Source organism: Devosia sp. WQ 349K1 (genome assembly GCF_016595685.1).
Lineage (GTDB): Bacteria > Pseudomonadota > Alphaproteobacteria > Rhizobiales > Devosiaceae > Devosia.
Map to the genome: position 1 here is coordinate 230,061 of NZ_JAENGO010000001.1, position 24,510 is coordinate 254,570.

The following is a 24,510-nucleotide window of genomic DNA, read 5'->3' on the forward strand; positions in this document are numbered from 1 at the left end:
GATCCGGCGGGAGCAATTCCGCCGGATCACCCTCAGTCTAGCAAGGGATGAAGCCATGACAGCAATTGAAACGGGCGCAACGCGCATAGTTGTGCCAGTGAACCGCAAGAAGAGCCGCATTGCAGCGCGCGAAGCCCGCACGGCATTGTTCTTCCTGCTGCCCGGCCTCATAGGCATGATCCTCTTTCTCGTGCTCCCTATTTTGGCCTCCGTGGTTTTGAGTTTCACCAATTGGAAACTCCTCGGCACGCCAGAGTTCGTTGGCTTCGCCAATTACCAACGTTTGCTCACTGCTGATCCGCAGTTTTGGCCCGTTCTGCGCAACACCTTGTTCTTCACGGTCGAGTATCTGATCCTCAACCTCGTGATTTCATTGGGCCTTGCAACTTGGATATCGAGCGCCAAGTTCGGCCAAAAATGGTTCCGGGTCATCTTCTTCCTCCCCACCTTCACGCCCGGCATTGCGGTCTCCATCGTGTGGCTGCTGATCTTCATGCCGGGCGGTTTTTTTGATGGGGTGATGCAGGCCATTTCCGTCACCATGCCAAACATGCTGACAAATCAAGGCCTTGCCATGCAGGCCGTGATCATCGTCTCGCTTTGGGCTGGCGTCGGCTACAACACGGTCTTATTCAATGCTGCGCTCGATATGGTTCCTCAAAGCTACCTTGAGGCAGCGCGTATTGATGGGGCTAGCGCCTGGGACCGGTTCTGGAAGATCCGCCTCCCCTTGATTTCCCCTACCCTGTTTTTTGGCATGGTGATGACAGCGATTACCTCGTTGCAGGTGTTCGATCAGATCTATGTCATGACCCGCGGCGGTCCTGGCAATGCCACGGCGACCCTTGGCTACGCCATCTACCAGCGTGGCTTCCAGAACTTCCAGATGGGCTACGCCTCGACCATCGCGTGGGTGATGTTTGCCATGATCATGGCGCTCACCGCCTTCCAATTCTGGCTACAGCGTAAGTGGGTGCACTATGACAACTAAGCGCGAAAACCTGCACTTCACCTCGGCCGAACTGGTCAGCCATGCGTTGCTGATCATCGTGGCACTCATCTTCCTCTTCCCATTCTTCTGGATGGTGTCCAATGCCGTGCGCTCCAATGTGGAAGTTCTGGCGACACCCGTACGGCTGCTCCCGCATCAGTTCGAGTGGGACAATTTCGTGCGGGCTTGGACCGAGTTGCCGTTCGGGCGGTTCTTTCTCAACAGCATGATCGTCGCCGTAAGCGTGACCATCATCACTGTCATCATTTCGTGCCTATCTGGTTACGCGTTTGCCCGACTGAACTTCCCCGGCCGCGATCTATTGCTGATGGGCTACCTTGGCACGCTTATGGTTCCGGGGATCATGCTGATCATTCCGCTGTTTCTCATCGTCAATGCACTGGGCATGGTGAACACGTTCCAAGGGGTTATCCTACCCGTTGCCTTTGGCACCTTCGGCGCGTTTCTCATGCGGCAGTTCTTCCTCTCCATACCCATGGAGCTTGAGGAGGCTGCACGCATAGATGGGGCCTCGCGTTTGCGTATCCTCATCTCCATTATCGTGCCGCTCTCCATGCCAGCGATCGGCCTGCTGTCGCTCTTCACGTTCATTGGTCAATGGAACAACTTCCTCTGGCCGCTGATCGTCATGACCGGCACCGAGAATGCCACGCTGCCTGTGGGTTTGACCCAATTTCAAACTCAGCAGGGCACGCAGTGGAACTACATCATGGCGGGCGCGGCTCTTTCGATGTTGCCCGGCATTGCCCTCGCTATTCTGCTCCAAAAACTCATCTACAAGTCCATCGCACTCAATGCCGGCATGGGCGGCCGATAGGCGCGAAAACAGGAGGTCATCATGGCCAGTGTTTCAATTCGTAATGTCGTCAAGGCCTACGGCGCTGCCCAGGTGTTGCATGGGGTGTCCGTCAACGCTGAGGATGGCGAGTTCGTGGTGCTCGTGGGACCATCGGGCTGCGGAAAGTCGACCCTGCTGCGCATGATCGCGGGGCTCGAGACCATCACTGATGGCGAGATTGCCATAGGCGATCGCGTGGTCAATGACCTCGAACCCAAGGAACGCGACATCGCGATGGTGTTCCAGAGCTACGCGCTCTACCCGCACATGACCGTTTACGACAACATGGCGTTTTCCCTAAAACTCGCCAAAAAGAGCAAGGCTGACATTGCGTCAGAGGTGAACCGCGCCGCCGAAATTCTCCACCTTCAACCTCTGCTGGATCGCTACCCGCGCCAATTGTCCGGCGGTCAAAGGCAGCGTGTTGCGATGGGGCGCGCCATTGTTCGCAATCCTGCGGTGTTTCTCTTTGACGAACCCCTGTCCAATCTCGACGCCAAGTTGCGCGTTCAAATGCGAAGTGAAATCAAGGCGCTGCATAGCCGTCTTGGCGCGACAATGATCTATGTCACCCACGACCAGATGGAAGCCATGACGATGGCAGACCGCATCGTGGTGATGCGCGCTGGGGTCATTGAACAAGTTGGCTCGCCCTTAGATATCTATGACCAACCAGCCAATAGTTTCGTTGCCAGCTTCATTGGGTCGCCTGCAATGAACTTTCTCATTGGGCAGGTTGATGCAACGAGCGCACCTGTCTTGGTCGACGCAGAAGGGGTTCGTTGGCCGCTTCCAGCTAGCGCGCGTGGCCTACACGGAAAATCGATAACCGCTGGCATACGTCCCGAGCACATCGCGCTTGGCGACGGGCCAATCTCCGGCACGTTGCAGAGCATAGAACCGACCGGGGCGGAAACCCATCTTGTTGTGCACGCTGGTGCGCATGATCTCACCGTACTCACACGGGATCGCTTGTTCGGATCAATTGGCTCACCAATGTCTGTGCGCACCGATGTATCGCAGATGATACTCTTCGATACGACCAGTGGTCACCGCATCGGTGATATCCCTTCCTGAGAATCTAGGCAGATCAAAACTCGACCGTCACCTCTCCCGCAGAATGTGCCGAACCGTGCGTGACCAGTCACCGTTCTGGCCACTTTCGCGCGCAATCTGCTATAGTCGTCTTGGCTATAAACCACGCCCATTCAAAGGGTTGAGAGGAAATTTGCGCAGAAGACGTCTTCTAAAGACAAAAATCCTGAGGTGAACGGTTCATTTGAATTTCGTTCGCTCGACAGATTGGCGCATAAAGACGACAAAGTTAGTCGAGCAAAGGAATAACTGTGCCTGACCATCTAGACCACACATCGCCTCCCACACATGAGGCATCCGATATCGCGATCCGCCTGCAAGGCGTTGAGAAGACTTATGCTGCCCGTGGTGGGAATGATCAGGTCTTCGCGCTGCGCGGCATCAATCTCGATATCCCGCGTGGGAACATTGTCGGTGTCATCGGCAAGTCCGGCGCCGGCAAGTCGACACTGATCCGGCTCATCAACGGCCTCGAACTGCCAACCGCAGGGAAGGTCATCGTTGATGGCGTTGAGGTTTCTGCGCTGTCTGAAAAGCAATTGCGCGACGAACGTCGTTCAATCGGCATGATCTTCCAGCACTTTAATTTGCTGGCGCGACGCACCGCCTATGGCAATGTGGCACTGCCTCTCGAAATTGCTGGGGTTCCGGCCGCCGAGATCAAAAAACGCGTCCTGCCGCTGCTCGATCTGGTCGGGCTGTCCGATAAGGCCGACCGTTATCCATCCGAACTGTCTGGCGGCCAAAAGCAACGTGTCGGTATTGCTCGCGCCTTGGCGACCAAGCCTAAGGTTCTGCTGTCAGACGAAGCGACATCAGCACTCGACCCTGAGACCACTGAGTCTATTCTGGCGCTCCTGCGTCAGGTCAACGCCGAGTTCAATCTGACCGTTCTCCTGATCACTCACGAGATGAGCGTGATCAAGGCTGTGGCAGACCGTGTCGCGGTGATTGAAGGCGGTCATATCGTCGAGCAAGTCCCGACTTATGATGTCTTCACCCAGCCAACCAATGCGACGACGCGCAAGTTCGTGTCCGAACTCACCGGCACCGCCCTGCCCGAGCACATCCGCAACCGGATCGTTTCCGCTCCTGCGGTTGGTAAGCAGGCCTATGTCACCCTGACCTTTAAGGGTGAAGGCGCAGCGCAGCCCTTCCTTTCAGTCCTAACCCGCCGCCTAGGTCTCGATTTCGGTATTATTCAAGCCAAGGTCGACCATATCCACGGCAAACCTTTCGGCACACTGGTCATCAGCGCCGACGCAACTCCGGAAAAGCTGGCTGCACTGCAAACAGAGGCCAGCACCTTAGGTCTCGAAACGGAGGTTCTTGGCTATGCTTGAGATCTTCTCGCCTCAAATGCTGAACCTGTTCTGGAATAGCCTTGTCCAGACGTTCCACATGGTCTTGGTGTCCGGCATCGTCGGGACGGCTATAGGTTTGCCGCTGGGCGTCTTTCTGGCGACCAGCCAAAAGGGCGAGCTGTTTGCGGCCCCTGCCCTCAATGCTATTCTTGGCCTTATCGTCAACGCTGCGCGTTCGACCCCGTTTATCATTCTCGTCGTCGCCATCGTGCCGCTGACCCGCTTTATCGCGGGAACCTCCATCGGCACCACGGCAGCGATTGTCCCCCTCACCATCGCAGCTGCGCCCTTTATCGCCCGCATCATCGAAGGCGCTATTCGTGGCGTTGACCGCGGCCTGATCGAAGCGGCCCGTTCAATGGGCGCAAGCCCTCTGCAGATCGTGCAAAAGGTCCTCCTCCCAGAGGCGCTTCCTGCCATCACCCTCGGCCTGACCCTGACCATTGTGAGCCTCATTGGCTTCTCGGCCATGGTTGGCGCTGTTGGTGGTGGTGGCTTGGGCGATCTGGGTATTCGTTTTGGTTATCAGCGCTTTATGCCAGACGTCATGTTGGCTGTGGTGCTGGTGCTCATCGTCATTGTCCAGAGCGTACAAAGCCTGGGCGACTTCCTCGCCAACCGCTTCGACAAGCGGTCGCGTCATTAATTTACCTCCCAATAGTCGGATTGTTCAAATGAGCCTCAAGACTTTTACTGCTGCCCTGATCGCTGGTGCATCGCTGATCGCAGCCCCAGCCTTTGCTGAAGACGTCAAGATTGGCGTCACCCCTGGCCCACACGCCCAGATCATGGAACAGGTTAAGCCGATCTTCGAAGCCAAGGGTCACACCTTGGAAATCCTTGAATTCTCGGATTACGTCATTCCGAACGAAGCGCTGTCGACCGGCGACCTCACCGCCAACTCGTTCCAGCACCAGCCATACCTCGACAACCAGATCGCTGATCGCGGTTACAAGATCGAAACCGTCGCTGTCACCGTGAACTTCCCAATCGCCGTTTATTCGGACAAGTTCGAGAAGTTTGAAGACCTGCCAGAAGGCGCAAAGATCGGCCTCCCGAACGACCCTACCAATGGCGGTCGTGTTCTGCTGCTTCTCGAATCCGCTGGCCTGATCAAGCTTAAGGAAGGCGTTGGTACGAAGGCTTCGGTGATCGACGTTATCGAAAACCCCAAGAACGTGCAGTTCCTCGAAATCGACGCTGCCCAGCTCGCCCGCACCCTGCCAGATCTGGACGCTGCAGGCATCAACACCAATTACGCTGAAGACGCTGGTCTCGACCCAGTCAACGGCTCGATCCTACGTGAAAGCCCAACCGGCCCATATGTAAACGTCATTGCCGTCCGTTCGGAAGACAAGGACCTGCAGTGGGTCAAGGATCTGGTCGCGTCCTACCACAACGATGAAATCAAGGCGTTCATCGAAACCGAATTCAAGGGCTCGATCCTCGCAGGCTGGTAAGCACTGCGCATCAGGCAAATGAATTGGGCGCTTCGGATATCCGAGGCGCCCTTTTTCGTGTCAGCGATTGAGAATGTGGCCGGTCAGCACATCGATGCGCATGCCATCAAAGGCAGGCGTCACATTGGGCGGCGTTTCTTCGTCGGTCATGTGATAGTCGAGGTCAATGTGCAGATTGGTGAGAATGCCTTGCTGCGGGGCAAAGCGCTCGATCATGTCCAAGGCTTCGGGTAGGCTCAAATGGCTCGGGTGGGGTGTCGGTCGCAAAGCATCGATAATCAACGTCTTGAGCGCGGTCATGCCAGCCTCGGAGCTTTGCGGCAGTGCTGAGAGATCGCAGCAATAAGCAAAATCTTCGACGCGGAACCCGAAGCACATAATATCGCCGTGGACCATGTCAAAGGCGAGAAAGTCGATTGTGCCGCCCGGCCCGTCAATGCTCACGGTGTCACCATCGGCAATGACGTGGGCGTCGAGAATTGGCGGGTAGGAACTGCCTGCTGGAGTTTTAAAGCAATAGCCGAACGCAAGATTCAGGCGTTCGCCGCACGCCTCAGAGTAATAAACGGCGACCCGCTTGCGGCTCTGTAGTGCCAGCACGCGCAGGTCGTCGATCCCATGAGTGTGGTCGGCATGCTCATGCGAATAAAGAACTGCGTCGATTCGACCAACATTTGCAGCAAGCAATTGCTCGCGCATGTCTGCGCCGGTGTCGATGAGAACACGCGTCGGCTCATCCACGCCGTTCTGCCAGGCCTCAACCAGCAAGGCGCAACGGGTACGGCGGTTGCGGGGCTCGAGTGGATCACACGCGCCCCAGATATTGCCTAAACGCGGCACGCCGCCGGATGATGCGCATCCCAGAATGGTCGCGATGATCCGGTCGGGTTTGGCCATGAGTTATTTGAGCCCGGTCTTGGAAAACAGGCGCGCAAAATTCGCAGTGCTTTCCGCGCCGCACTGTTCAAGGCTAATGCCACGCACTTCGGCGACCTTGGCCGCGGTGTGACGGACATAGCTCGGCTCATTGCTTTCACCACGATGCGGGATCGGCGCGAGATAAGGCGCGTCGGTTTCCACGAGGTAACGATCCGCAGGAACCATTCTGGCGACCTCGCGGATTTCCTCGCCGTTCTTGAAGGTGATGATCCCCGAAAAGGAGATATATCCGCCCAGCTCCAGCGCCGTTTCAGCCAAAGCCTTACCCGCCGTGAAGCAATGCAGAAGGAAGGGGAAAGCCCCCTGCTCTGTCTCTTCGCGCAGGATAGCGGCCATGTCCTCATCGGCAGCGCGGCTGTGGATAACCAGTGGAAGACCGGTGATCCGAGCTGCTGCAATGTGCCGACGCAATCCGATGGCCTGCGCTTCGCGCGGAGCATTGTCGTAAAAATAGTCGAGACCGGCTTCGCCGATAGCAACGCAACGCGGATGGGCACTTAGCCGTACGAGGTCTTCCGTTTGAATATGGAGTTCTTCGTGGGCGTTATGCGGATGTGTCCCAACGGAACACCAGATGTTCTGGTATCGTTCCGCAAGATCTGTGTATGTTGAAAACTTTTCCACACGTGTGGAAATCGTCACCATTCCGGTGACGCCAGCGGCTTCGGCTCGGGCGAGAACGCCGTCCAAATCATTGGACAGCGCCTCAAAGTCGAGATGGCAGTGACTATCGATCAGCATTATTCAGCAGGCTTCTCGACACGCGCAAAGACGCCCTGCGGAACTGGCAGTTCGGTGCCCAAAACAAGACCATTGGTCTTGGCAGCGTCGGCAAGCGTGCGCTCATCGGCCGGGACTTCCAGCTGGTCGAGCAAACGTGCTGCCGAAGCCGGTACGAAGGCCTGCATGGCGATGGCCAGACGGCGAACCGTATCTGCCGTGCGGTAGAGCACGGTGCCCATGCGGACTGGATCGGTCTTCTTCAGAGCCCAAGGTTCTTGGCCAGCGAAGTAGTTATTGGCAGAGCTGAGAGCGGCGATGATGGCGCCAGTGGCTTCGTGAACCAGCTGCTCGTCCATAGCCTTCTGCGCTGCAACCAGTGCTTCGGTGACTTCATTTTCGATGGCCGTGTCGGCCTCGGTGTAGTCGCCGAACGCCGGAACCTTCGCTTCGCAGTTCTTGTTGATCATCGACAGCGAACGCTGGGCAAGGTTGCCAAGGTTGTTGGCGAGATCTGCATTGACGCGATTGACCAGCTTTTCGTGGCTGTAGTCGCCGTCATTGCCGAAAGACACTTCGCGCAAGAAGAAGTAGCGAACAGCGTCTGGACCAAAGGTTTCGACCAGTTCGAACGGATCGATCACATTGCCGAGCGACTTGCTCATCTTCTGGCCGTCAACGGTCAGGAAACCGTGGGCGAAGACGCGGTGCTGCACAGGCAGACCGGCGCTCATCAGGAAAGCTGGCCAGTAGACGGTGTGGAAGCGAATGATATCCTTGCCGATGACATGGAGGTCAGCGGGCCAGAATTTTTTGAACAGCTCGCTCTGCTCGTCCGGATAGCCAACGCCGGTGATATAGTTGGTGAGGGCGTCAACCCACACATACATCACGTGGCCTTCAGCGCCGGGAACCGGAATACCCCAATCAAAGGTGGTGCGCGAAACCGAAAGGTCCTGCAACCCGCCCTTTACGAAGGAGATAATTTCATTGCGGCGTTCCTTCGGCGCGATGAAGTCTGGGTTCTCTTCATAGAGCTTGAGGAGACGATCCTGATAAGCCGAGAGACGGAAGAAATAAGTAGGTTCTTCGACCCATTCCACTTCCGCACCCGATGGGGCGAAGCGCTTGCCGTCCTTCTCGGTCAGCTCGGCTTCGTCGAAATAAGCTTCGTCGCGAACCGAATACCAGCCCTTATAGGTCGACTGGAAGATATCGCCATTGTGGCTCGCTTCCATCTGCTTCCAGATGGCCTGCGCGCTCTTATGGTGACGCTCTTCGGTGGTGCGGATAAAATCGTCGTTGGAGAGGTTAAGCAGTCCTGCCAGCTTCTGGAACTGTGCTGAGTTCTCATCCGCCAGCTCGCGAACCGAAACACCCTTGGCGGCAGCGGTCTGCACCATCTTGATGCCGTGCTCGTCCGTGCCGGTCAGGAAATAGACATCGCGCCCTTCCAGACGCTTCCAACGCGCGATGGCGTCAGTCGCGATCATTTCATAGGCATGCCCGATGTGTGGGGCGCCATTGGGATAGGAAATCGCGGTCGTGACGTAAAAGGGCTTGGTCATTCTTGCTCAGCGGAATTTGCGGACAGGGCGCTATGCTTCCGGATCCAATCGAAGATCACGACCAGTGTCTGCTTGAAATCAAGATTGACACTATCGGCCTCGGACAGAAGCGCGTTTGCCTTCTCCCATAGCTCAGTTGCGGAGGCAAGTCGCCTACGATCTGGGCCCTGCATTGCCGCATCGCGCATTTCTGATGCCAGCCAATCACTCAGGATCTCGCGCGCAAAGGACATATCGGGGCCATTGGGATCACTCCCAAGCGCGTCACCGAGTTTAAGGTGCGCTTCTGTTGGCATGGCGGCCGGGTTCTGCAGCCATGTGATCAGCGCCCCAACGGGGGAAGTTTCAGCGAGGGCCAGTGTTTCAAACGCGCGACGCGGGCGGCCGCCAGCCAATTGCACGGCGCGGTCAAGGGTTGAAGCGTCAAGCTCAGGATGATTGTTCATCACCACATCTGCCACAAGCTGATCACTCAGCGGACGGAGAGCGATGTTGTGGCAGCGCGATTTGATCGTCGGCAGCAGGCCACCGGGGCGATGGGAAATCAGGAAGAAGGTCGTATCCGCTGGCGGCTCTTCGAGTGTCTTGAGCAGAGCATTGGAAGCGGATGGATTGCAGTCGTCGATCGAGTCGAGAACAGCGATACGATGCCCCGAGCGACCGCGCGTCTGCTGCAAGGTTTCGCGCAGCTCACGCACGTCTTCGACGCGGATCACCGTATAAAACCCTTTAGCGTCCTTCATCCGCCGACGCAGCACGCTCAGGTTCGGATGCGAGCCAGCCGCGATCTGCTCGCGTACGCGCTCGGAGCTCTCATCGCCAGTGGCGGTGAATATCGCCGCTGCCAACTCGAAAGCGAGCGTTGCTTTCCCAATCCCCTCGGGCCCGTGAAGCATTATCGCGCCCGGTAGGCGGTGATCGGCCAATTGCGCCAAAATTGCTTGTCGCGCCTTGTCATGACCAACGGCAAGCTGCCGCTGTTCTGGCAGCGGGAGATCTTCGATTGCGTTTGGATCGATCACGCCTGCGGCCTACCCTGAAGTTCGGGGAAACGCTGGGTCACGACGGACCAAATGGCCATTTCGAGAGCCTCTTCGCTCTGATGCGCCGACAGCACGACACAACGGTCGGCATTGCGCGACGCTATATCGAGGAAATTGTCCCGCAGACGTTCGTGCCAGTCGAGATCTTCCTTCTCAAAGCGATCCCCTGTGAGCTGCAAACCATCCTCGACGGCGCGCTGTTCAACGCGCTGGAAAGCCAGTTTGGGGTCCATGTCGAGAACAAGAGTCAAATCGGGCGTATGACCATCGAGCGCGAGATTTTCCAGCGCATCGATAAGCCCGTCTTCAACACCACCCGTCAGCCCCTGATAGGCGCGGGTTGAGTCACAGAAACGGTCGGAAATCACCCAGGTGCCGCGCTCCAGATTGGGCGCGATAAGTTGGTGGACGTGGTCATAGCGTGCTGCCGCGAACAAAATCGCTTCTGCCCCCGGCCCCCAGCTCTCCGACTTTCCCTGGAGAATGAAAGCGCGGATTGCTTCGGCCTTTGGCGTGCCACCGGGCTCGCGTGTGCGCACCGCCTCAATGTCATTGCGCGCCAAATTCTGCAGCAAGCGCTTGACCTGCGTAGACTTTCCTACGCCCTCTCCACCTTCAAAGGTGATAAATCGTGCTGTGCCTCGATTTGGCGCTTTTAGCATGGTCTCGTGTCATTCCGGTCAGAGCCAGCCAAGGGCGAGCTGTTTGAGCGCATCGGTTGCGCGACGAACAATATCACCCTGCGCTACTGATTCAGCAGCATAAAGCGGCGTCGATTGAATGAGCTGATCGTCGCAGAACACACGCAGTTCGGCAAGTTTCTGTCCTTGCTCAACGGGCGGCATGAGCGGCGCGGTATAATTGATGGTTGCAGCGAGGCACTGCTTCGTCCCACGCGGCAGGTAAAGCGCAACTTCGCCGTTACCGACCAGGCCGACACTGGCGACTTCGCCACCATACACATCTGCGGTGCCAACAATCTGTCCCGCCGCATAAGGCGTCACCTTTTCAAAGGCGCGCGCGCCCCAGGTCAGCAGCTTACGCGCTTCTTCAGTGCGCTCGCGCATCGACTCCAGACCGTGAACCACGGCCACGAGGCGACGATCGCCTTGGTTGGTCGACGTCACAGAGCCGTAGCCAGACGCTTGCGTATGTCCAGTCTTCAGACCATCGACGCCAATACCCATTTCCACGAGCGAGTTTCGGTTAGGCTGCTTGATCTTGTTCCACTCCATCTCCGGCTCAGAGAAGTAGTGATAAAACTCGGGGAACTCGCGGATGAGATAGCTCCCTAGCACCGCAAGATCGCGCGCCGTGGAATACTCATCAGGATCAGGCAAGCCGGTCGAGTTCACAAAATGCGAGCCGGACAAACCAATCTGGCCGCTCAACTCGTTCATCATCGCCGCAAAGCTGCCTTCGGAGCCGGCGATGCCTTCCGCCAGAACGATTGCCGCATCATTACCCGATTGAATAATGACCGAACGCACCAAATCTTCGACGCGAATTTGCGAGTTCAAAACGGCGAACATGGTGGAGCCACCAGAGGCAGCCCCGCCCGTACGCCAAGCATTTTCGGAAACCCAGAACTCGTCGTCCAGGGACAAACGCCCTGCCCGAACCTCAGTGAACACCACTGCCAGCGTCATCAGCTTGGTCATGCTCGCTGGCTCTAGGCGGTCATCTGCGCTTTTCTGGTAGAGGACCGTGCCAGATTCATGGTCGGTCAAAATGGCGAACTTCGCCTTACTGTCAAACGCCACCTGAGCGTTCGCCTGAGAAATCAGGCCCAGCATAGCGATCGTAGCAAACAACACTCTCACGTCCGCCCCTCCGTGATGGAAATTAATCCGTTGCTCGCATTTAAATCAAAGTCAGAGCACTATTCCAACCTCGGCAGCGAGGTTACGAACGTCTTCTTCGGTCACGCCCGGTTTTAAATTGGTCAGCGTCAGTTTTAACGCCGAACCAGAGCTCAACGGCAAAGCGCTTTCTGTAACAGCACCAAGCACAGCGAAGCGCTCAGAGACCGACTGCGCACTCGCATCGTCATAGAAAACGCCGAGATCCACATTGACTGGCACAGCGCCTGGCGTTGCGAAGGCCGCGAGGTCGAGCCCGCCTGCTGCCATTGCATTTGTGGCAGCCTGCGCCGAACTATCCGGAACTGCACCAGCCTCGGCATAAGCGAACAGACCGCCGAACATGCCGAAGATATTATTGGTCACACCGAAATTGCCGGTCGCCACCTGCGTGTGCTTCCCGAATTCCTGCGGGCCATTATAGCTTGCCATCAGCTGGCGCGTATCATCGCCATTGAGAGGCGCTTCACCAACATAAGCGATCTCGACATTGGCAGAGCCATTCTCGACATAACCAAGCATGGCCGCCGAGCGATAGCTAAGGTCGATCACGCGACCAGCAACATAAGGACCGCGATCGTTGACGCGCACCACGAGCGAACGACCGTTGTCCTTATTCGTCACACGAACATAGGAGGGCAAAGGCAGAGTAGGATGCGCTGCCGTAATCGCATTGGCGGAGAAGATTTCGCCGTTCGCAGTTTTGCGACCATGGAAATCAGCGCCGTACCAAGAGCCAGTACCAGCAGCAACATAGGCCGGATCATGCTGCGGAACATAAGTTCTGCCTGCAACCGTATACGGCTTTCCGACCTGATAGCGACCACCACCACGCGGGGGATGAGGATTCGTCGTTACGCGCGGCGAGGAGGTGACGCCGTACTTGGCCGAAGTGAAGGCACCACGCTTCACTGTCGGCCCGAGATTCCCCATGTTGCATGCGGCAATAGCCGGGACGAGCAGAGAGGTTAGAACCAAAAACCGTGCGTATTTGCGGTAATGTTTCGTCACTGTTCGCGCTTCTTCTTAAATGGAGCCTATCGCGCGTTAACCTACACGCCTGCGCCGATGCATAAAATTGAAGACAGTTTTGATGGTTTACAAACCCCTAATCTCACCAAGCCCGGCTCGCGCCACTAATCCACCTGCGGCGCATGAACACAATTATGGGCAAAGCAAGCATCAAGCTTGCTCAGATATAAAGATATCTTTATATGCGTACGAGCCGGTACGCGGCGCAGACTTCCCAAGTGTATAGAGGACGGTAGATGAGCCCCTCCGAGCTGAACATCTCAAGCCCAGTTTCCCATGATTGGAACGAAGTGCGCTCCGCACTTTCAAAGGCTATGGAGGAGCGTATCCTCGTTCTCGACGGCGCTATGGGGACGATGATCCAGCGTCTCGGCCTGACGGAGGAAAACTTCCGCGGGGAGCGCTTCAAGGATTGGTCGCACCCACTCAAGGGCAACAACGACCTCCTCGTCATCACCGAACCGAAAATGATCGAGGATATCCACTACGCCTATTATATGGCGGGTGCGGATATCGTTGAAACCAACACGTTTTCCGGCACCTCTGTGGCGCAGGCCGACTATGCCTGCGAAAGCGCAGTTTACGACATCAACTATCAGGGCGTAATCGTTGCCCGCCGCGCTGCAAAGCGCGCTGAAGCGGAAGACGGTCGCCGCCGTTATGTGGCAGGCGCCCTCGGGCCGACCACGAAAACCTCGTCCATGTCGACCGACGTCAACAATCCCGGTCACCGCTCCATCAGCTTCGACGAGCTGGCCATCGCCTATGAAGAAGCCCTGCGCGGCCTGATCGACGCCGGCGCTGACCTTCTGCTCTTTGAGACCATCACCGACACGCTCAACACCAAGGCCGGCCTCTTCGCTGCTCGCAAGATTTTTGACGAGCGCGGCATTGATGTGCCGATCATGATTTCGGGCACCATCACCGACCGTTCGGGCCGCACGCTCTCGGGCCAGACCCCGACCGCGTTCTGGTATTCGATCCGCCACGCCAATCCGATCACGATCGGGCTGAACTGCGCGCTCGGTGCCGATCTGATGCGCGATCACATCGCCGAACTCTCCAAGGTCGCCGACACCTTTATCTGCGCCTATCCGAATGCTGGCCTGCCCAATGAAATGGGAGCTTACGACGAAACGCCGGACGACATGGCGCGTCAGTTGCAGAGCTTTGCCTCCGAAGGTCTTCTCAATATCGTCGGCGGCTGCTGCGGCTCGACCCCGGACCATATCCGCGCCATCGCCCAGATGGTCGCCCAGTATGAGCCACGCAAAGTTCCCGAGATCGAGCGCCTGCTGCGTCTCGCGGGCCTAGAACCCTTCACGCTCACCGCTGACATTCCCTTCGTCAACGTTGGCGAGCGCACCAATGTGACCGGCTCGGCCAAGTTCAAAAAACTGATTACCGCTGGCGATTACACCACAGCGCTCGACGTTGCGCGCGATCAGGTCGCCAATGGCGCTCAGGTCATCGACATCAATATGGACGAGGGCCTGATCGATAGTAAGCAGGTGATGGTTGACTACCTCAACCTGCTCGCCGCCGAACCCGATATCGCCAAGGTTCCACTGATGATCGACAGCTCAAAGTGGGATGTCATTGAAGCTGGCCTGAAATGCTTTCAGGGCAAGGCGCTGGTCAACTCGATCTCGCTCAAGGAAGGCGAAGACGCCTTTATCCATCACGCCAAGCTCGTTCGCGCCTATGGCGCTGCGGTTGTGGTGATGGCCTTTGACGAAAGCGGTCAGGCCGATACCAAGCAGCGTAAGGTCGAAATCTGTACCCGTGCGTATAAGATTCTCACCGAGCAGGTCGGCTTCCCGCCAGAAGACATCATCTTCGACCCGAACGTGTTCGCGGTTGCGACCGGTATTGAAGAACATAACAATTACGGCGTCGACTTCATCGAAGCGACCAAGGAGATTGTTGAGACCCTGCCCCATGTTCACATCTCGGGCGGTATTTCCAACCTCTCCTTCTCATTCCGCGGCAATGAGCCGGTGCGTGAAGCCATGCACGCGGTCTTCCTCTACCATGCCATCAAGGTCGGCATGGACATGGGCATCGTCAACGCCGGTCAGTTGGCGGTTTACGAAACCATCGACGCCGAACTGCGCGACGCCTGCGAGGACGTGATCCTCAACCGCACCCCAAACGCTACTGACCGTATGCTCGAGCTGGCGGAACGCTATCGCGGTCAGGGCGGCGCAGCGGGCAAGGCCAAGGACCTCTCTTGGCGCGAGCTCCCCGTTGGTCAGCGTATCACCCATGCGCTGGTCAATGGCGTCACCGAATTCATCGAGGCAGACACCGAAGAAGCCCGCCTCGCTTATGACCGCCCGCTGCACGTCATCGAAGGCCCGCTGATGGACGGCATGAATGTCGTCGGCGACCTCTTCGGCTCGGGCAAGATGTTCCTGCCGCAGGTGGTAAAGTCCGCCCGCGTCATGAAGCAGGCCGTTGCCTATCTCCTGCCCTATATGGAAGAGGAAAAGGCTGCCAATGGCGGCACTGGCCGCTCCAGCGCCGGCAAGGTGCTGATGGCAACCGTGAAGGGCGACGTCCACGACATCGGCAAGAACATCGTTGGCGTGGTTCTGGCCTGCAACAACTACGAAATCATCGACCTGGGTGTCATGGTCCCGTCGGCGAAGATTTTGGAAGTGGCCAAGGCCGAGAACGTCGACATCATCGGCCTATCGGGTCTCATCACCCCCTCGCTGGACGAAATGGTCCATGTTGCCGCCGAAATGGAGCGCGAAGGATTTAACATCCCGCTGCTCATTGGCGGGGCTACGACCAGCCGCGTCCATACGGCGGTAAAGATACACCCGCGCTACAACCGTGGTCAGGCCGTTTACGTCAACGACGCCAGCCGCGCTGTAGGTGTTGTCTCGGCGCTCCTCTCGGACGATCAGAACGCCGCATTCGTCGAAACCACACGCGCGGAATACGCCAAGGCGGCGGCTGCGCACGAACGGGCCGAACTGGACAAGAAGCGCCTGCCGCTGGCCACTGCCCGCGCCAATGCGTTCAAGTCCAACTTTGATGGTTACACCCCGCCAAAGCCGACTTTCCTTGGCACCAAGACCATCACCGATCTCGATCTGGGTGAAATCGCCCGCTACATCGATTGGACCCCGTTCTTCCAGAGCTGGGAACTCAAGGGCCGTTACCCAGCCATCCTTGAAGACGAGAAGCAGGGAGAAGCCGCTCGTGCGCTCTGGGCTGACGCTCAGAAAATGCTCAAGCAGATCATCGACGAAAAATGGTTCAACCTGAAGGCGGTCATCGGCTTCTGGCCCGCCAACCGCGTCGAGGACGACATCCGTCTCTTTACCGGCGAAGATCGCGCAACCGAGCTCAACACCTTCTTCACCCTGCGCCAGCAGCTGTCCAAGCGCACCGATAGCGCCAATGTCGCCCTGTCCGACTTCGTCGCGCCGGTCGGCACACCCGACTATCTTGGTGGCTTCGTCGTCACCGCTGGGCTTGAAGAAGTCGCCATTGCAGAGCGCTTCGAAAAGGCGAATGACGATTATTCGTCCATTCTCGTCAAGGCGCTGGCCGACCGCTATGCCGAAGCCCTGGCCGAATACATGCACGAGCGCGTCCGTAAGGAGCACTGGGGCTTTGGCAAGGACGAGACGTTTGCGCCAGACGAGTTGGTTGGCGAACCCTACGCCGGCATTCGCCCTGCTCCGGGCTACCCAGCCCAGCCAGACCACACTGAAAAGACTACTCTTTTCAATCTGCTAGATGCGGAAGCTCAAGTCGGAGTTACACTCACTGAGAGCTACGCCATGTGGCCGGGCTCGTCCGTTTCTGGTCTCTATTTCAGCCATCCGGAAGCCTATTACTTTGGCGTCGCCAAGGTCGAACGCGATCAGGTTCTGGACTATGCGGAACGTAAGGGCATGGCTGTTACCGAAGTGGAACGTTGGCTCGGCCCCGTGCTGAACTACATTCCGGGTAAGTAACTTCGGATAAATTAAAAGGCTCCCGGCGCTGTCGGGAGCCTTATTTCTTCACCCTTCGGAACCCTTCGTCCTGTCACGCGTCTCATCCAGAACCTCCTCTCAGGTAGCACTATGTTGGCTCCCCAAATTCCAGTTCTGGTTGTGACCCAAGCGGACGCGCTGCCTCAACTCGCACCCGGCGACAAGCTTCTGCGCTTACCCCGCAACTCTGGCCACGGTCACGCCGATGGCGCCAGCTGCGTGGCTTGTTCCTCTCAGACAGATGTCCGTGCGCTGCTCTACAATCTGCTGTTGGACCGGGACAACGGCACTGATAATTTCACCCGCGTTATCGTGGATGCCAGCGCTATCCCTGAGCCCCTGCAGGTCATGTTCGCCTTAACGGGCAAGCTGCCTGCCCAAGCTCTGCGCGACCACACTGTCGCCAAACGCTTTTACCTTCAGGGCGTAGCGGGCCGGTAAGGGGCTATAGGCGTGAGCGAATAGTGCTTCAGCCCCCTTATTCGATCCACGCCACCGTCATTGCCGGGCCTGTCCCGGCAATCCAGACAGGCCTCGCACAAAACAGGATCACCGGGACAAGCCCGGTGATGACGACGGTGCTGAAGGCACCTAGCGCAACGACCTCAGTCGCGCTCTAGCAGTGCTTTCCAAATGATCCCGCCAATAGCGGCGCCTGCAAGTGGGGCAAGGATAAACACCCAGACTTGGCCCAAAGCCCCATTGTCCGCAAACAAGGCGGCCGCGATAGAGCGTGCAGGATTGACCGAAGTGTTGCTCACCGGAATAGAGATCAGGTGGATCAGGGTCAGCCCTAAACCGATAGCGATTGGCGCGAAACCGGCTGCGGCATTCTTATGCGTCGATCCCAAAATGATAATCAGGAAAAACGCCGTCAGCACCACTTCAGCAACGATAACGGACACCAACCCATAGCCATGCGGAGAAAGCGTGTCATAGCCGTTCGAAGCAAAGCCACCAGCGACAAAGCCAGTCACGCCCGACGCAATGACGAAGAGCACCAGAGCACCGAGCGCGCCGCCGATGATCTGTGCGACCCAATAAGGTACGAGGTCCTTGTAATCGAACCGGCCAGCGACAGCGAGCCCGAGAGAAACTGCCGGGTTGAAGTGTCCGCCGGAAATGTGCCCAACCGCGTAAGCCATTGTCAGCACAGTTAAACCGAAGGCCAGCGAGACACCTGCATAGCCAATTCCAAGTTCCGGAATTCCAGCCGCAAGAACAGCTGAGCCACACCCTCCAAAGACAAGCCAAAACGTGCCGAATGCTTCGGCTGAAAGACGCTTAATCATGGCCCTCTCACTCCAAGCAGATGATTCTGCTTTGGATATGCTGTCTAAAATTTCAGAAATCAGCAAAACAAATAAAACACGAGCTAATTTGCGCAGCGCTATGCTCTAATGTGCCGGAGTTTTACATCGCGCGACTTCACGATCGAAATCCGAAGCGCTGTTCCTCCCCCTTTCACGCCCTCCGCCCCCATCGTCATTGCCCGGCCCGACCGGGCCATCCAGTCTGCCGCTTCCTCGCACTGGATCCCCCGATCAAGTCGGGGGATGACGGGGTGTAAGGTGATGGTGACTAGAAGAAAGGGGGATACCTACATCACTTCTTGTCCTACAACGCCCTCGCCTCTCCGTCATTGCCCGGCTTGACCGGGCAATCCAGCCTGCTGGCGCATCTTGAGAGCTGACAGGCGGATATCCGGCGCGGGAGAGACTGTGCCAGCAGGTCGACATCTTAAGTATCAACCAGCCAGTCCGATAAGTCTCGCCACTCCGGATTGAGTGCCTCGATGAGGTCGATCTTCCATTTCCGATTGTACTTCTTGATCCGTTTTTCGCGCTGGATCGCATCGACGACAAGGTCATGCTCTTCAAGCCAGACCAATGTCTTGACGCCATAGCGACTGGTGAAGCCGGGTGTCAGCCCATGCTGATGTTCAATGAGGCGACGCGACGGATTGGATGTCACCCCTGTGTAAAGCGTGCCATTGCGTCCTGATGCGAGGATATAGACGTAGCCCTTCATACTGCGAGTTTGCTCCCGCGTCGGCATCGCGGCAATTGGGATATGTAACGCGGTTCGAAATAGCGATTTTGCCAATTGTTACCCTCCCTCACCCTCCGTCATTGCCCGGCTCGACCGGGCAATCCAGTCTGCCGCTACCTCGCACTAGATCCCCCGACCAAGTCGGGGGATGACGGGGCGGAGGGTTAAGGTGATTTGATGCGGGTGGGTGGTGGATACGTAAGCCCCTTCTCGCCCTTCTCGCCCTTCCCGTCCATCACGATCCCTCGCCCTCCGTCATTGCCCGGCTTGACCGGGCAATCCAGTCTGCCGGTGCAGTGCGCTGCGTTCTTGGGAGCACCTCATGAACAGCAACCGGGCGCCAGCGACACCCAAAACAAAAAAGGCCGGGCATTTCTGCCCAGCCTCAAATCTACAGCACTCGATAAGAGCGCTTAGCGGCCCTTGACCACCGAGTAGCCAGCATACTTCGCTGCCGTGCCGAGTTCTTCTTCGATACGGATGAGCTGGTTGTACTTCGTCAGACGGTCCGAACGCGACAGCGAGCCGGTCACTAACGCTTTTTCACTGACTGAGAAACTACAGAGCCTGCGAGTGACTTCGTGTCTGCACTATACTTCTTACTTGCTAGTACAGCAGAAGCCTTATCCTCCAACTTAGAACCAGTCTGCTTGTTGGTCCCTGCCTGGGAGAGAGCTGATCCGGCTAAGCTCTTCGCGGTAGCCGAAGAGTTCGGGTTTGCCAAGATTGCGCCAGCTTTTGATCCAACGCTACTTGAAGTTTGCTTCTTGTTGCTCATCGAATTCCCAGCCTATACTGCTTCAAAAACAGACAGCATTGTTCATCATTTGTTCGGAGTCAATAACTTTTTAGTGATCGGCCAGACAAGCAAAAAAGGCCGGGCATTTCTGCCCAGCCTCAAATCTACGACACTCGATAAGAGCGCTTAGCGGCCCTTGACCACCGAGTAGCCAGCGTACTTCGCTGCCGTGCCGAGTTCTTCTTCGATACGGATGAGCTGGTTGTACTTCGCCAGACGGTCCGAACGCGAGAGTGAGCCGGTCTTGATCTGACCGCAGTTGAGCGCAACGGCAAGATCAGCGATGGTCGCGTCTTCGGTTTCACCCGAGCGGTGCGACATAACCGAGGTGTAGCCTGCGCGGTGCGCGGTATCGACGGCGTTCAGCGTTTCAGAAAGAGAACCGATCTGGTTCACCTTGACGAGGATCGAGTTCGCGACGCCCATCTTGATGCCCGATACGAGGCGTTCGGTGTTGGTCACGAACAGATCGTCGCCGACCAGCTGAACCTTCTTGCCGATAGCATCGGTCAGCGCCTTCCAGCCATCCCAATCGTCTTCGGCCATGCCGTCTTCGATGGTGATGATTGGGAAGCGGTTCACGAGGTCCTCAAGGAAACGTACGTTGTCGTCGGACGACAGCGACTTGCCCTCGCCGACCATCTCGTACTTGCCGTTCTTGAAATATTCGGTCGATGCGCAATCGAGACCGATGAAGACGTCTTCGCCTGGGCGATAGCCGGCCTTTTCGATCGAGCGCATGATGAAGCCGAGCGCTTCGTCAGCCGAACCAAGGTTTGGTGCGAAACCGCCTTCGTCGCCCACGTTGGTGTTGTGGCCTTCAGCCGACAGACCCTTTTTCAGGGTGTGGAAGATTTCCGAACCGATACGGACAGCGTCGGCGATAGAGTCAGCACCAGCTGGCAGGATCATGAATTCCTGCATGTCGATTGGATTGTCAGCGTGCTCGCCGCCATTGATGATGTTCATCATTGGCACAGGCAGAACGTGGGCGTTTGGCCCACCAATGTAACGGTACAGTGGCTGGTTAGCCGATTCAGCAGCGGCCTTCGCAACGGCGAGCGACACGCCCAGAATTGCGTTAGCGCCAAGACGGCCCTTGTTGTGGGTGCCGTCGAGATCGATCATCGCCTGGTCGATTGCCAGCTGATCGAAAGCGTCCATACCGAGGATTTCTTCGGCCAGCGCGGAGTTCACATTTTCAACGGCCTGGGTCACGCCCTTGCCGGAAAAGAGCTTGCCGCCGTCGCGCAGTTCTACGGCTTCATGGGCACCGGTAGAAGCGCCTGATGGCACTGCGGCGCGGCCGAAGCTGCCGTCGTCCAGAACCACATCGACTTCAACAGTGGGATTGCCGCGGCTGTCAAAGATTTGACGGCCATTGACGTGGATAATCGATGCCATGAGTGCCCTTCCAGAAGTTGCGCTGGTGTTGTGTGCCTCTCTAGACCCAGTGTGTGACAGAAGGAAGGGGGACAGACGAAAAAAGCCAAATCTGCCGGATTGAAACGTTGTCATAACCGCAAAGAGCGCACTAACATGTCACTGCGCTGCGGAGGATGAACGGCGCGGAGGATACAGTTTTGACTAAGCCACTCGTAAAACAGGTCGCCCATACCTGCGTATTTGCTCGGGATTTGAGCGCCGTAGAGGCATTCTATCGAGACATTCTTGGCGTAAGCCCCAAGTTTGACTTCAAGCGTGGTGAAGAGCGCATCGGGTTTTACCTCGATTTCGGCAATCGCACCTTCGTTGAAGTCTTTATGCGCGGCGATTCGGCATTCGAGGATCGCAATCAGATCAACCACATCTGCTTTGAGACCGACGACATTGATGCCTTCATGGCCAATGCCGCGCGACATGGCGTGACGGTCACGCCAAAGAAGCTCGGTGTCGACCACACCTGGCAGTGCTGGCTGGCGGATCCGAGCGGGGTGAAGATCGAGATTTTCCAATACACCGAAAAGTCGATGCAGTTCGGCGCCTCCGGCGTTGTCTGCCAGATCGACTGGTAATCTATACCCCATAAAAAAAACGGCCTGACCAAAAGGTCAGGCCGCTTCAAAATGGCTAAGTTCGTCTGACTTAGTCGGACGTCTGGCGGATAAAGCCGAACGCGACCAAGGTGATCACCGCTGCGATGATCATGTAGTAGCCAACCGTATGCAGGCCATAGGTATTGGCCAGGTGCGTCGCGATGTAAGGCGCGAAGGACGCACCGAAGATGCCACCCAAGTTGAAGGTCAGCGACGCGCCGGTGTAGCGAACCGAAGTTGGGAATGGTGCTGCCAGTGCGGTGCCGAGCGGACCATAGGTCATGCCCATGAGCGCAAAGCCTACGCAGAGGAATGCAAGCACGCCCCAGACATTGCCCGAGCCGAACATTGGCGCGAGAACCAAACCGAAAACTGCAATACCAATTGCAACGCCGATCATCACCTTGCGCATGCCGAACTTGTCAGCAAGCACGGCCGAAACCGGAATGAACAGGCCAAAGAACACCACGCCGACCATCTGCAGGAGCAGGAAGTCTTCGCGAGCATAGCCAAGGTTCGCAGTACCGTAGCTCAGCGAGAACACGGTCATGATGTAGAACAGCACGAAGGTCGCCAGCGCTGCCATAGTGCCGAGCACAAGGCTCATCTTATGGTTCTTGAAGACGTCGAAGAATGGCACTTCAACGCGTTCTGCCTTTTCGATCGCCTTTGCGAATTCTGGCGTTTCGGTGATCTTGAGACGGATCATCAGACCAACGATAACGAGAACCGACGAGAGCAGGAACGGCACGCGCCAGCCCCAGTCCATGAAGGCGTCGTTGCCCAGAACCTTATCGAGAACGATGAAGATCATCGTCGCGAGGAAGAAGCCAACCGGCGCGCCCAACTGTGGGAACATGCCATACCAGGCCTTCTTGTCTTCCGGAGCGTTTTCGGTGGCGAGCAGAACAGCGCCGCCCCATTCACCGCCAAGACCCAGACCCTGACCCAGACGGCACAGAGCAAGGAACAGCGCGGCCCATACGCCCACCTGATCATAGGTCGGCAGCAGGCCGATAACGACAGTGGAAATGCCCATCAGCAGCAGCGCAGCAACCAGCGTTGCCTTACGGCCGATACGGTCACCATAGTGGCCGAAGAACGCAGCACCCACAGGACGCGCGATGAACGCAATTGCGAAGGTCGCCAGCGAGCTCAGAAGAGCAGTGGTGTCATCCCCTGCCGGGAAGAACAGATGCGGGAAAACGATAACCGCAGCTGTTGCGTAGATGTAGAAGTCGAAAAATTCGATCGTGGTGCCGATCATGCTGGCTGCAAGAACGCGCGTAGGCGAGTTCTTCTGCGGCGCTGCATTCGGCGAGGCACTAACGGAGGTCATCTGAAATCCAGATTGCTATCGAAACGGAACGAGGTCGAAAGCACCTTCCCCCGATAAGCGCGCCCGAACCCTCGGTTACGGCCGGAGTACCGCAGAGTACGCTCCAGAGCAACTGCGACAGTTTTACACTTTTAGTTCAACGATTTAGCAAAGTTCATTCGTCACGCTTATGTGCGTCTATCTGTCTGTCAGATAGCAATTTCTTTGCCTCTTCCAACTCGCGCTCGGCTTTGGTGCGCCCAAATTTTAAGCGGTTCGCCTCGGCGGTCGTCTCTTTTTCGACTTTCGCCTTAGCTTTGCGCGCCTTCGAGAGCGATAGAATCTCAGCCATGGACAGTCTCCAAAACACATTAGGGAGCGAAACAGGTTGGACCAAAACTATGCCACAACCCGCCGCACTTTGCAGCCTCCACGCGCTGCCCGCACCGTGGAGGCGCCGCATGGAGTGTTAAAGCGAGGCGATATCGAGCCGATACCCCTGCCCCACAGCCCGCTCAAACGCGGCCTTGGCAATATCGGTTAGCCTAAATCCCTGATCCCAACGGTCGCCGAGCTCACGGAGCGTTCCATCGGCGCCCAAATTGGGGAACGCATATTCGATGTGCAGCGGTCCGTCCGGCGTGTCGACGGTCTCGGGCAGGATTTCGGGCGCAAACGGAATAACGGTCCCCTCCGCCGCTGTTTCCAAGAACCCCGCAAAGCAATACTGCCACATCCAGCCAAAGCGAGTGACATGCGGCTCGTCGCGCAGCCCCACACCAATCGGCACTTGGATGCAGCCACTCGATCCGATCCGCCCATGCACGAAGCGCACGCGCCGAAAGATTGGCTTCATGATCTCGAGTTTTTCCGGGATCGAGCCATATTGCATCTCAAGCCCAGTGTAATAGTGCGAGAGATCGGCGTTGATCGTCATTTCGGGGAATTTTTCGACCCAACCAAGGGTACGGAAAATATCCTGCGTGATCGTCGCGCGATGGGTTTCGATGTGCGCAGCGTGATTGAGCTTCTGGCTGGCGCTCAAAATATCCTCAATCAGCGCATAGGCTTGTTCATTCGTTTCAAAGCCTGTGCCGACATGCAGCGTCGTCTGCTCGTGCCCAGCATCCACCTGTCGCTGCAGCACCTCCAGCGCCTCGCCAGGCGCAGCCACACGGCTCGATCCATAGGTAATCAATCCAGCTTTGCCATAGGCAGGATCATCGCTCCCCTGCACGCCCTTGTACCTTGCGTCCAGCAGCACTTGCGCGATCTCCGCGGCACTCCCCTTCGGCCCCGCAGACCAGTCCGGAAGCTTGGTGATGGTGCCGAGGTTGAGAGCCTGAATAAAGCGCGGATGGGTCATGACGC

The 24,510-nt window shown here is 57.2% G+C and carries 24 protein-coding genes; 10 read left to right on the forward strand and 14 right to left on the reverse strand.

Annotated elements, in window-relative coordinates; translation table 11 throughout:
• Positions 1-55: 55 nt before the first annotated feature.
• The 6 genes from JHL21_RS00970 (at position 56) to JHL21_RS00995 (ending at position 5,769) form a co-directional block, all read left to right on the forward strand.
• Positions 56-991: a carbohydrate ABC transporter permease gene (locus JHL21_RS00970; RefSeq protein WP_200211376.1), complete on the forward strand. Its 936-nt coding sequence runs from the start codon at positions 56-58 to the stop codon at positions 989-991.
• Positions 981-1,829 carry a carbohydrate ABC transporter permease gene (locus JHL21_RS00975; protein ID WP_200211378.1) on the forward strand — a complete coding sequence of 283 codons (849 nt, stop codon included), beginning with the start codon at positions 981-983 and terminating at the stop codon, positions 1,827-1,829. Before JHL21_RS00970 ends, JHL21_RS00975 begins: the two co-directional genes overlap by 11 nt.
• Before the next feature lie 21 nt (positions 1,830-1,850).
• Complete coding sequence (locus JHL21_RS00980; RefSeq protein WP_200211380.1) at positions 1,851-2,927, forward strand: ABC transporter ATP-binding protein; 1,077 nt, start codon at positions 1,851-1,853, stop codon at positions 2,925-2,927.
• A 320-nt stretch (positions 2,928-3,247) separates the two neighbouring features.
• Positions 3,248-4,288, forward strand: a complete 1,041-nt coding sequence (locus JHL21_RS00985) for a methionine ABC transporter ATP-binding protein (protein ID WP_367948157.1) — start codon at positions 3,248-3,250, stop codon at positions 4,286-4,288.
• The gene (locus JHL21_RS00990) at positions 4,281-4,955 is read left to right on the forward strand and encodes a methionine ABC transporter permease (RefSeq protein WP_200211381.1); all 675 of its coding nucleotides are present in this window, start codon (positions 4,281-4,283) and stop codon (positions 4,953-4,955) included. The genes JHL21_RS00985 and JHL21_RS00990 overlap by 8 nt, the downstream gene beginning before the upstream one ends.
• Positions 4,956-4,983: 28 nt before the next feature.
• A complete protein-coding gene (locus JHL21_RS00995; protein ID WP_169193902.1) occupies positions 4,984-5,769 on the forward strand; it encodes a MetQ/NlpA family ABC transporter substrate-binding protein in 786 nt (261 codons plus the stop codon).
• A 60-nt stretch (positions 5,770-5,829) separates the two neighbouring features.
• On the opposite strand, the gene JHL21_RS01000 is transcribed toward JHL21_RS00995, so the two are convergent.
• The 7 genes from JHL21_RS01000 to JHL21_RS01030 are packed head-to-tail and all read right to left on the reverse strand — an operon-like array spanning position 5,830 to position 12,834.
• Positions 5,830-6,666 carry an MBL fold metallo-hydrolase gene (locus tag JHL21_RS01000; RefSeq protein WP_200211382.1) on the reverse strand — a complete coding sequence of 279 codons (837 nt, stop codon included), beginning with the start codon at positions 6,664-6,666 and terminating at the stop codon, positions 5,830-5,832.
• 3 nt (positions 6,667-6,669) lie between these two features.
• Positions 6,670-7,449 carry a TatD family hydrolase gene (locus JHL21_RS01005; protein WP_200211383.1) on the reverse strand — a complete coding sequence of 260 codons (780 nt, stop codon included), beginning with the start codon at positions 7,447-7,449 and terminating at the stop codon, positions 6,670-6,672.
• Positions 7,449-8,996, reverse strand: a complete 1,548-nt coding sequence (metG, locus tag JHL21_RS01010) for a methionine--tRNA ligase (RefSeq protein ID WP_200211384.1) — start codon at positions 8,994-8,996, stop codon at positions 7,449-7,451. The genes JHL21_RS01005 and metG overlap by 1 nt, the downstream gene beginning before the upstream one ends.
• Positions 8,993-10,018 carry an AAA family ATPase gene (locus JHL21_RS01015; RefSeq protein ID WP_200211387.1) on the reverse strand — a complete coding sequence of 342 codons (1,026 nt, stop codon included), beginning with the start codon at positions 10,016-10,018 and terminating at the stop codon, positions 8,993-8,995. The genes metG and JHL21_RS01015 overlap by 4 nt, the downstream gene beginning before the upstream one ends.
• Positions 10,015-10,701, reverse strand: coding sequence for a dTMP kinase (tmk, locus tag JHL21_RS01020; protein WP_169193907.1), 687 nt, complete (start codon positions 10,699-10,701; stop codon positions 10,015-10,017). Before tmk ends, JHL21_RS01015 begins: the two co-directional genes overlap by 4 nt.
• Before the next feature lie 18 nt (positions 10,702-10,719).
• A complete protein-coding gene (locus JHL21_RS01025; RefSeq protein ID WP_349236777.1) occupies positions 10,720-11,856 on the reverse strand; it encodes a D-alanyl-D-alanine carboxypeptidase family protein in 1,137 nt (378 codons plus the stop codon).
• 57 nt (positions 11,857-11,913) lie between these two features.
• Positions 11,914-12,834 carry a septal ring lytic transglycosylase RlpA family protein gene (locus JHL21_RS01030; protein ID WP_182395984.1) on the reverse strand — a complete coding sequence of 307 codons (921 nt, stop codon included), beginning with the start codon at positions 12,832-12,834 and terminating at the stop codon, positions 11,914-11,916.
• A gap of 335 nt (positions 12,835-13,169) precedes the next feature.
• Here JHL21_RS01030 and metH point away from each other — a divergent pair, with 335 nt between their 5' ends.
• Together metH and JHL21_RS01040 are read left to right on the forward strand one after the other, a co-directional pair.
• Positions 13,170-16,913: a methionine synthase gene (gene metH / locus JHL21_RS01035; protein ID WP_200211389.1), complete on the forward strand. Its 3,744-nt coding sequence runs from the start codon at positions 13,170-13,172 to the stop codon at positions 16,911-16,913.
• A 111-nt stretch (positions 16,914-17,024) separates the two neighbouring features.
• A complete protein-coding gene (locus JHL21_RS01040) occupies positions 17,025-17,375 on the forward strand; it encodes a hypothetical protein (RefSeq protein ID WP_200211390.1) in 351 nt (116 codons plus the stop codon).
• Between the two features lie 164 nt (positions 17,376-17,539).
• On the opposite strand, the gene aqpZ is transcribed toward JHL21_RS01040, so the two are convergent.
• The 3 genes from aqpZ to JHL21_RS01055 all read right to left on the reverse strand — a co-directional run bounded on the left by aqpZ (position 17,540) and on the right by JHL21_RS01055 (position 19,519).
• Positions 17,540-18,226, reverse strand: coding sequence for an aquaporin Z (gene aqpZ, locus JHL21_RS01045; protein WP_200211391.1), 687 nt, complete (start codon positions 18,224-18,226; stop codon positions 17,540-17,542).
• A gap of 448 nt (positions 18,227-18,674) precedes the next feature.
• Complete coding sequence (locus JHL21_RS01050; protein ID WP_200211397.1) at positions 18,675-18,965, reverse strand: GIY-YIG nuclease family protein; 291 nt, start codon at positions 18,963-18,965, stop codon at positions 18,675-18,677.
• 434 nt (positions 18,966-19,399) lie between these two features.
• Positions 19,400-19,519 carry a hypothetical protein gene (locus JHL21_RS01055; protein WP_200211399.1) on the reverse strand — a complete coding sequence of 40 codons (120 nt, stop codon included), beginning with the start codon at positions 19,517-19,519 and terminating at the stop codon, positions 19,400-19,402.
• A 48-nt stretch (positions 19,520-19,567) separates the two neighbouring features.
• On the opposite strand from JHL21_RS01055, the gene JHL21_RS01060 reads away from it, so the two are divergent.
• Positions 19,568-19,915 (forward strand): hypothetical protein, encoded by a 348-nt coding sequence (locus tag JHL21_RS01060; protein ID WP_200211401.1) that lies wholly within the window; start codon positions 19,568-19,570, stop codon positions 19,913-19,915.
• On the opposite strand, the gene eno is transcribed toward JHL21_RS01060, so the two are convergent.
• Entirely contained in the window at positions 19,912-21,189 is a 1,278-nt protein-coding gene (gene eno, locus JHL21_RS01065) for a phosphopyruvate hydratase (protein WP_200211408.1), read from the reverse strand. The genes JHL21_RS01060 and eno overlap by 4 nt on opposite strands.
• A gap of 179 nt (positions 21,190-21,368) precedes the next feature.
• Between eno and JHL21_RS01070 the strand changes: the two genes are divergently transcribed.
• Complete coding sequence (locus JHL21_RS01070) at positions 21,369-21,800, forward strand: VOC family protein (RefSeq protein ID WP_254081895.1); 432 nt, start codon at positions 21,369-21,371, stop codon at positions 21,798-21,800.
• 70 nt (positions 21,801-21,870) lie between these two features.
• On the opposite strand, the gene JHL21_RS01075 is transcribed toward JHL21_RS01070, so the two are convergent.
• From JHL21_RS01075 to JHL21_RS01085, 3 genes are all read right to left on the reverse strand, one after another.
• Entirely contained in the window at positions 21,871-23,160 is a 1,290-nt protein-coding gene (locus JHL21_RS01075) for an MFS transporter (RefSeq protein ID WP_200211417.1), read from the reverse strand.
• A 154-nt stretch (positions 23,161-23,314) separates the two neighbouring features.
• Positions 23,315-23,491 carry a DUF4169 family protein gene (locus JHL21_RS01080; RefSeq protein ID WP_169193915.1) on the reverse strand — a complete coding sequence of 59 codons (177 nt, stop codon included), beginning with the start codon at positions 23,489-23,491 and terminating at the stop codon, positions 23,315-23,317.
• Positions 23,492-23,608: 117 nt separating this feature from the next.
• Positions 23,609-24,505 (reverse strand): hypothetical protein, encoded by an 897-nt coding sequence (locus JHL21_RS01085; RefSeq protein WP_200211418.1) that lies wholly within the window; start codon positions 24,503-24,505, stop codon positions 23,609-23,611.
• Positions 24,506-24,510: the final 5 nt, after the last annotated feature.

What these genes read in the sequence shown, in the direction of transcription:
- JHL21_RS01040 (WP_200211390.1), top strand. Translation starts at nt 17,025, where the DNA reads ATGTTGGCTCCCCAAATTCCAGTTCTGGTTGTGACCCAAGCGGACGCG.
- JHL21_RS01030 (WP_182395984.1), bottom strand. Translation starts at nt 12,834, where the DNA reads ATGGGGAATCTCGGGCCGACAGTGAAGCGTGGTGCCTTCACTTCGGCC.
- JHL21_RS01050 (WP_200211397.1), bottom strand. Translation starts at nt 18,965, where the DNA reads ATGAAGGGCTACGTCTATATCCTCGCATCAGGACGCAATGGCACGCTT.
- JHL21_RS01075 (WP_200211417.1), bottom strand. Translation starts at nt 23,160, where the DNA reads ATGACCTCCGTTAGTGCCTCGCCGAATGCAGCGCCGCAGAAGAACTCG.
- eno (WP_200211408.1), bottom strand. Translation starts at nt 21,189, where the DNA reads ATGGCATCGATTATCCACGTCAATGGCCGTCAAATCTTTGACAGCCGC.
- JHL21_RS00970 (WP_200211376.1), top strand. Translation starts at nt 56, where the DNA reads ATGACAGCAATTGAAACGGGCGCAACGCGCATAGTTGTGCCAGTGAAC.
- tmk (WP_169193907.1), bottom strand. Translation starts at nt 10,701, where the DNA reads ATGCTAAAAGCGCCAAATCGAGGCACAGCACGATTTATCACCTTTGAA.
- JHL21_RS00990 (WP_200211381.1), top strand. Translation starts at nt 4,281, where the DNA reads ATGCTTGAGATCTTCTCGCCTCAAATGCTGAACCTGTTCTGGAATAGC.
- metG (WP_200211384.1), bottom strand. Translation starts at nt 8,996, where the DNA reads ATGACCAAGCCCTTTTACGTCACGACCGCGATTTCCTATCCCAATGGC.
- JHL21_RS01085 (WP_200211418.1), bottom strand. Translation starts at nt 24,505, where the DNA reads ATGACCCATCCGCGCTTTATTCAGGCTCTCAACCTCGGCACCATCACC.
- aqpZ (WP_200211391.1), bottom strand. Translation starts at nt 18,226, where the DNA reads ATGATTAAGCGTCTTTCAGCCGAAGCATTCGGCACGTTTTGGCTTGTC.
- JHL21_RS00975 (WP_200211378.1), top strand. Translation starts at nt 981, where the DNA reads ATGACAACTAAGCGCGAAAACCTGCACTTCACCTCGGCCGAACTGGTC.
- JHL21_RS01080 (WP_169193915.1), bottom strand. Translation starts at nt 23,491, where the DNA reads ATGGCTGAGATTCTATCGCTCTCGAAGGCGCGCAAAGCTAAGGCGAAA.
- metH (WP_200211389.1), top strand. Translation starts at nt 13,170, where the DNA reads ATGAGCCCCTCCGAGCTGAACATCTCAAGCCCAGTTTCCCATGATTGG.
- JHL21_RS00980 (WP_200211380.1), top strand. Translation starts at nt 1,851, where the DNA reads ATGGCCAGTGTTTCAATTCGTAATGTCGTCAAGGCCTACGGCGCTGCC.
- JHL21_RS00995 (WP_169193902.1), top strand. Translation starts at nt 4,984, where the DNA reads ATGAGCCTCAAGACTTTTACTGCTGCCCTGATCGCTGGTGCATCGCTG.
- JHL21_RS01005 (WP_200211383.1), bottom strand. Translation starts at nt 7,449, where the DNA reads ATGCTGATCGATAGTCACTGCCATCTCGACTTTGAGGCGCTGTCCAAT.
- JHL21_RS01000 (WP_200211382.1), bottom strand. Translation starts at nt 6,666, where the DNA reads ATGGCCAAACCCGACCGGATCATCGCGACCATTCTGGGATGCGCATCA.